This window comes from Rathayibacter sp. VKM Ac-2857 (assembly GCF_013205025.1).
In the GTDB taxonomy this organism is placed as follows: Bacteria; Actinomycetota; Actinomycetes; order Actinomycetales; family Microbacteriaceae; genus Rathayibacter.
In genome coordinates, this window is sequence record NZ_JABMLE010000005.1 from 167,135 (window position 1) to 173,532 (window position 6,398).

Below are 6,398 nucleotides of genomic sequence, written 5' to 3' on the forward strand. Positions count from 1 at the left end.
GTGGTCGCTGTGAGCATGTCCTACACCTTCTACCGACACCCCGCCCGGCCAGATGACGCCCGCAACTTCGTCGACCTTAACCGGCAGCAGCAGGCCGCGATCGCGCGCGCGGAAACGTCGGCGTTGCCCGCGTGGATGCGTGATCAGATCCGCCGCCTGCGCTACCCGACCCTGTTCGAAGCAGTGCGGACCTCTCTACCAATCCCCGCCGAACGGACCCACCCCCTCGAGGCTCGACTCGAGGCACACATCACCGACTACCTCCGCGCACTCTCTCCCCGGCAGCCGCGTGCGGAGCGGCTCCGCACCGTCCGAGGTGCACCACTAGCTGAGTACGACGTCCACCGAGGAATCCCGCTGCGCATCAACGGGGAACTCTGCCGCAGCTACCGCGTCAACATCGCTCCTCACGTCATCGCTGTAGGCGCCCACCTCGAGGACCGCTACCTCACGGCCGTCATCCCCGCCGACATCCACGCGTCCATCACACCCGCATTCGCCGTGCTCTGACCATCGGGCCGCAAAGCACCAGGCACCCCGCCGGCGCGCGTACTGACCTCGTCATGATCAGGAGACGACCTCATCGGAGTTCAAAGGACTCTTGAAAGTGTCCAGAATGTCGTAGTCGTAGTCGTAGTCGTAGTCGTAGTCGTAGTCGTAGTCGTAGTCGTTTTCGTTTTCGTTTTCGTTTTCGTTTTCAGGTTTTGAACTGCCCGCTTAGCCGCTTGGTCAACTGACGCACTCTCGGTAACTAAAGGTTCATCGCAAGGACATCGACCTCCGGTGCCGGCGCCGCTGACGGCGGGCGAGCCCCGCACTGGTCGCCGCTCGGGTGCTCATGCAGTCGTGCCGTCACGGAAGCACTCGCGGACGACGTCGTCGAACGATCCGGCGGTCTGCAGTCCTAGTGCCGTTGCTCGTTGCGTTGCGAACCGCGACGGCCAACGGCCGACGATGGTCGCGCGGTGGGAAGTGAACGCGGTGCTACTGGGACCGGCCGGGACGGGCACCCTGCTGATCGAGGTTCCGGTGAATCCGTATGGTGCCCGGGGCGGGCCGCTCGGCGGTGCCGGAAGTGCGGTTTACCGCAGCACGGCCGTGACCGGAGCGCTCGTCGTCGTGTTGCCCGCGGCATCGGTCGCCCGAGCGGTGAGCAGGACGGTGCCGCGCAGGCCCGCTGTGCCGGTCGTCATCGACCAGGTGGCCGACCCCGTCCGAGCGGCCTCCCCGATCTTGTCGCTGCCGAGGTAGAAGGAGACGCCCGTTACGGCGGTGTCGTCGGTGGCGGTCACCGTGACCGTCGTCGTGCCGCTGAGCACGGCCCCGGCCCGGGGCGAGGTGATCGCGACCTTCGGGGCGGTCGTGTCGGCGACGGGCGCCCCGGGCGCGGTCGGAGAGGCGGTCGCACTCGCCGTCGCAGCCGGCGACGGCGTACCCGAGGTGGTGACGTCATCCCAGATGCGGGTGAGCGAGGCCGTGGTGGGCCGGGTACTCATCGTGTCGAGCTGCGCGGCGGTCATCGTGCTGAGACCCGCGTCGACGGCGAAGCCGCCGCTGCGCGCGACCTTGCCGGGGAGGTCGGTGCGGGTGCTCGAGACGGAGTCCCAGGTGGGCTGGAGAGAGCCGATGAAGGTCGAGCCGGACGCGTCGACGTTCCCGCCCCCTGACCCCTGAATCGCACTGAGGCTGCCCTTGCCGTTGGTCGCTCCCGGGTAGCCGGCGCCGCCCCGGAGGAACGGGTAGCGCCGGGCGGCGACATCGCCGCCGACGACGAGCGCCTCCTCGAACGCGACGTTGCGCACTCCGCCGATGATGACGGCGCTGTTGTTCGAGCTGAAGACGACGGTGTCCCGGACGGTGACCTGGCCGGTGATGCCGTCACCCTCGATCTGGAGGCTGTCGGTGTGCGGGCGCGGCGTTGCGCCGCCGTACTGCGCGTCGACGTAATACGACGGCGCGATGTAGCCGCCCTCGACCAGCACGTCGCTGAGCACGTCCGGCGCGTACGCCTTGATCTGCGCCGAGTCGCCGTTCTTGAGGGCGGAGTCGGGCTCGACGACCTCGATGAGCTCGACGTCCCGCACGGGGAGCCCCGCCGACGCGGCCAGGCCCACCCAGTTCTCCGCGACCCGCAGCCAGGCGAAGGAGGAGTGCGTCGCGCCCTTCACATCGACCTCGTCGACGTCGAAGCGCATCAGCGTGATGCCGGTGACGTTCCTGAGCGCCCAGCTGCCGCCGGTCACCGACTGGAAGCCGTCGCGCGCCGTGATCAGCACCTTGACGCGCCCGTTGTTCGTGTAGCCGTTGAGGGCCGACAGATCGGCGATGTGCCCTGGCGCCACCCGGATGACCGCGCCCGCCGCGATCCGGGAGGGCGTGAGAGCGTCGAGCGCCCGGCGGATCGCGGGACCCGACGCCGCGACGTCCACCACAGTGAAGCGGGACCCTCCGGAGCGGATTTCCGGCGTGTCCGACGGGTAGTGCGTGCCGTCCGGCCCGTAGCTCGCAGCACTGGCGGCGGCCGACGCCGCGGAGGCGGCTGGCGCGTCCTGCAGTGTGCTCACCGTAACGGCGAGGGCGGCCGCGATCGCCGCGGCGCGGACAGTCGTCGTGCCCAGTCGCTGCATCCGTGTCGAGGGGGTTCTGGTGGGGGCCGTTCCGGGCATGGTGGTGAAGTCCATTCAAGTCCAAGGGAGAGGGGAGGGGAGAGCCGAAGCACGTCGAGGCGCACGCCTCGAGGCGCGCAGACGGAGCAGCGGATGCCGAGCATCGACTGCTGCGCCGCAGCAGCGCGGTCATGTGCAGGCGCTGAGGGGCCGGTGCGGCAGGTGCTCCGAGGTGGTCGGCCGGCGCGGGGAACGCGAGGCAGGCCCCGCCGATCGAAGCAGTTCGCAACGACCGTCGGCGACGCTACCTGCCACCGACGGGCCGACAGCGGCTCCCAAGGGAAGCTCCGGAACGGCACCCCCCAGAGAGGGGTCTTCCGGAACGTCTCCGAATTCGAAGTCGAGCCTCACGGCCCCATTCTCGAATCCCTATGCCTCATGACCAGCGGAGCTGGTCAGCGGCGGGTGCCGGCAGCGCTCGGCCGCTCATCCTCGCGCCGACGGCCACGTCCTTCGGTGCCACAGAACCCTCGGCTCATTCCGTCACGAGCGGCAAACTGAGCGCTCTCTGCACACCCTCTCCTCCTCGAACTGACATCAATACATCACGGGAGAAACACTCGGGTTTTGGGATGGGCCACATAGCGGTCGGCCTCCGCGAAGCAGGTCATCTTCAATTGGCTAGCAGGCTGTGGGAAAAATGCCTTCGGCCATTGGCCGATCCGCGCGACGTCGGCGATTTCGGGCCTGATTCCGGCGTTCGGGGACGCGGGCGCGGGATAGGTCGCCGGGACGGTCACCGGCGACTCGTCTTCTCCATGCCGTGCACCAATCCCTTCAAGACGCCGGGATCGGTGCGGAACGCGGTGTGAGGTCCACGAGTTCGAGACGAGTCCAACAGGTTGTTGGACTCTGCGACCAAGCACTCTTTCGCGCCGGCGCCTGGGTCTGGTTACGAGTCGTGGTTGATCTCTTGGTTTGCGGCGCCAGACACCCAATCGAGGGCTTCGGCGAAGCTCTCCGCGTCGGGGAGCGCGGCCCGCTCCTCCGCGAGCGACGTGCCGTAGGAGTTGGTCGACACAGCTGTGGGCGAGTCGGCGCGTAGCGGACGGTGTGCTCGTTGCGGCTGCCACAGATCAGGATGCGGACGGTCGGGGCCTGGTGGGGCGCCGTAGGCGGTCGTCAAGCGCGACGTAGAACCCGAGCTTGCCCGCCTATTCGGGCTGGAACTTGCTGGCCTTGAGTTCGACCACCACATACCGGAGCTGATTGACGTGGAAGAACAGGAGATCGAGGTGGACGTCGTCGTCGTCGACTTCGAAGTGCATCTGACGGTCCACGAACGCGAAGCCTGCACCGCGTTCCCGGAGGGTGTCGACAATCCGGTCCATGAGAGGTTGCTCGAGGTCGTCTTGCTCGTCGAGCTTGTCGATGAGGATCCGGATGTGATCCCACGGCAAATGTGCCACAGGCTGTGGCACATTTCGGAGGTCCGCCCACCCGGCCACGAAGGATCGCATGTACAGCAGGTTCCGGCGCGATAACCCGTCATTGTCGGGAACTCGGCACGCAGGTCATCGGCGAGATGACCAACCACGCCGCTCCTTCACCTGTGCTCGTCCTGCTGGCGACGGACCTCACGTCCGATGCTCCAGTACAGCTCGATCACGTTGCGTGTTGACCGTCCGCTGAGCTGTGTCCTGCGCCTCGCGGACTTGCTCCTTTAGCCGACTCCGGACGACCGTGTAGCCGGCGGGAAGGCTGACGGCGTCGGAAGGCATGGGGTCGATTCTTCCGAAGCCTCGAAGCGTCACGAGCTACCTGCCCCGCTCAGGCCCTTCGCGCGGCTCTGCGCGAGCGCCGATTAGAGCTGCCGTAGACGACCTCACCCTCAGCCCGAGCAGCCATCGCCCATACCTCGCGTGCTGACATATTCTCGATTTACGAGAGATGGCTCACGCTTTTGAGGGAGGGGCTGAGCACGAATAAAACGACGCGTACAGCCGAGCTGATCGGGCCGTCACTACAGAGAGGCCTTGATCGTCATCGTCCGGCGGGGGGACTTGCCGCGTCGCAAAAAGCGTCGCCCTAGTTCCGATGGAGCGAGGTAGGCGTCAACTTCCCTGTCACTGCCGGCTTGTCCTCTCTGCGGATTCCGGTCAATGGAACGGGCAGCGTGCGGGTGCTCCGGCGGATCGCACGTCGCCTCCTGAGGTCGGCTTGGTCGGCAGTCGACGTCGGTTCACGCTCAGCCCGCTGCCCAGGATCCGAAGCCGTGGGTCGCTGAGCGCGGCGATCGCCGTCGCGAGGCCGGCGATGGCCGGCTTCTCCCCGGGGCAGCGATGACCGGTGGCGACGTCCGCTCCGCCGTGCGGAATGAAGACGGAGACGGACTCGTAGTCGTCGATGCCGACGAAGCGCTCGGGATCGAAGAGGTCGGCGCGGGGCCAGGACTGCTCGTCCGTGTCGGTGCCCAGGATGTCCAGCAGCACTCGGCCTCCGGCGGGCAGTCGGGCGCCGTCGAGTTCGACGTCCGTGATCGCCCAGCCGGGCAGCATCGGCACGAAGGGCGCCGTTCGCCGGATCTCCTGCGCGAAAGCGGTCGCGAGCCGGCCCGCTCTCGGCGCGCCGGACTCCTCCGACTCGGCGGCGATCCTCTGCCGCCACTCGGGCCGGTCGTGGAGCTCCTTCGCGGCGAAGGCGACGAACCGGGCGACGGCGATCATCGGCCGGATGCTGTTCTGCAGCTCGATGCCCGCGAGGCGGTCCGGCAGCAGCTCCCCCGACAGATCGCGATGCCACGCCCACTCGTGCAGCGCGGTGCCGGGTGGGGTGGACAGGGCGCCGCCTCTCACCGCTTCGATGAGCCGCTCCGCGTGCCGGTCGGACCACAGCCGGTTCGCGGCGGCGAGGAGGTACTCGGGCGAGTAGGGCGCACCGAACCCGTCGACGATCTGCGCGAGACGTTCGGCCCACCGGGTCTTCGCGCGCCGAGTCCCGGGAAGACCGGCCCAGCTCATGCTCGCCCGGCCGAACGCGCCGACCGCCGCGTCGTAGGCGCTCCGGGTTCCGTCCGCCAGCCACGCCTCCTGCTCGATCCGCCACTCCCGTTCGAGCAGGGGGATCAGCCGCTGGACCTCTGCGTCCTCGTAGGCGACGTCGACGAAGGCGGCCTTGCGGTGCCGGTGCTCGTCGCCGTCGAGGCTGTGCACCGAGCCGTTCCCGAACAGGGTCTGCTGCACGATCGCAGGCATCGCGCCGTGTCGAGCGATGCGGGTGTCGTCGTAGAACAGGTCGACGGCCTCAGCGCCGCGGACCAGGAGCGCGTCGCGTCCCAGCAGACGAAGGGGCACCGCTCGAGCGTCGGCGCGGGCGCGACGCCAGATTTGGGCACCGAAGCCGTAGCCGCGCGTCAGCAAGGACAGGGAGTCGTCGTGAAGAACCACCATCATCGTCCTCCTTGGGAGTCGGCGCGGCCTGAAGAGCGGAGGTTCCTCTGAGACGTCATGCCACCTAGGGTCACCACCACACCGCCTCTCGTCCAAGGGGGTGCCGCTCGCGCCGGAATCGTGCTCCGATGTCGTCAGAGCGCCTGTGCGTTCGGGTGACGCCGCCGGCTGTTGCAGGGTGGGAGCGCGCGCCGCTGCGGCACGGCGAGTCGGTACGGTAAGGCGTTCGACGGGACGCTCGATGTCAGGAGGGGCGCGGATGACCTTCGCGGATCGCAGCAGGAAGGGTGCGGGTGTCGTGCTCGCGGTGGCGCTGCTGAGCGGCTGCGGGATCCCCTCGGAT

General features: G+C 68.2%; 4 protein-coding genes. 1 reads left to right on the forward strand and 3 read right to left on the reverse strand.

From position 1 onward, the window contains the following. The first annotated feature begins 15 nt into the window (after positions 1 to 15). Positions 16 to 510, forward strand: coding sequence for a hypothetical protein (locus HQQ86_RS20830; RefSeq protein WP_173290746.1), 495 nt, complete (start codon positions 16 to 18; stop codon positions 508 to 510). A gap of 572 nt (positions 511 to 1,082) precedes the next feature. Here the strand turns inward: HQQ86_RS20830 and HQQ86_RS20835 are convergent. The 3 genes from HQQ86_RS20835 to HQQ86_RS20845 all read right to left on the reverse strand — a co-directional run bounded on the left by HQQ86_RS20835 (position 1,083) and on the right by HQQ86_RS20845 (position 5,959). Beyond that, positions 1,083 to 2,681: an Ig-like domain-containing protein gene (locus HQQ86_RS20835; protein ID WP_173290748.1), complete on the reverse strand. Its 1,599-nt coding sequence runs from the start codon at positions 2,679 to 2,681 to the stop codon at positions 1,083 to 1,085. Positions 2,682 to 3,820: 1,139 nt separating this feature from the next. Then, positions 3,821 to 4,126, reverse strand: coding sequence for a PDDEXK nuclease domain-containing protein (locus HQQ86_RS21610; protein ID WP_254072305.1), 306 nt, complete (start codon positions 4,124 to 4,126; stop codon positions 3,821 to 3,823). 639 nt (positions 4,127 to 4,765) lie between these two features. After that, a complete protein-coding gene (locus HQQ86_RS20845; protein ID WP_367948757.1) occupies positions 4,766 to 5,959 on the reverse strand; it encodes a cytochrome P450 in 1,194 nt (397 codons plus the stop codon). Positions 5,960 to 6,398: the final 439 nt, after the last annotated feature.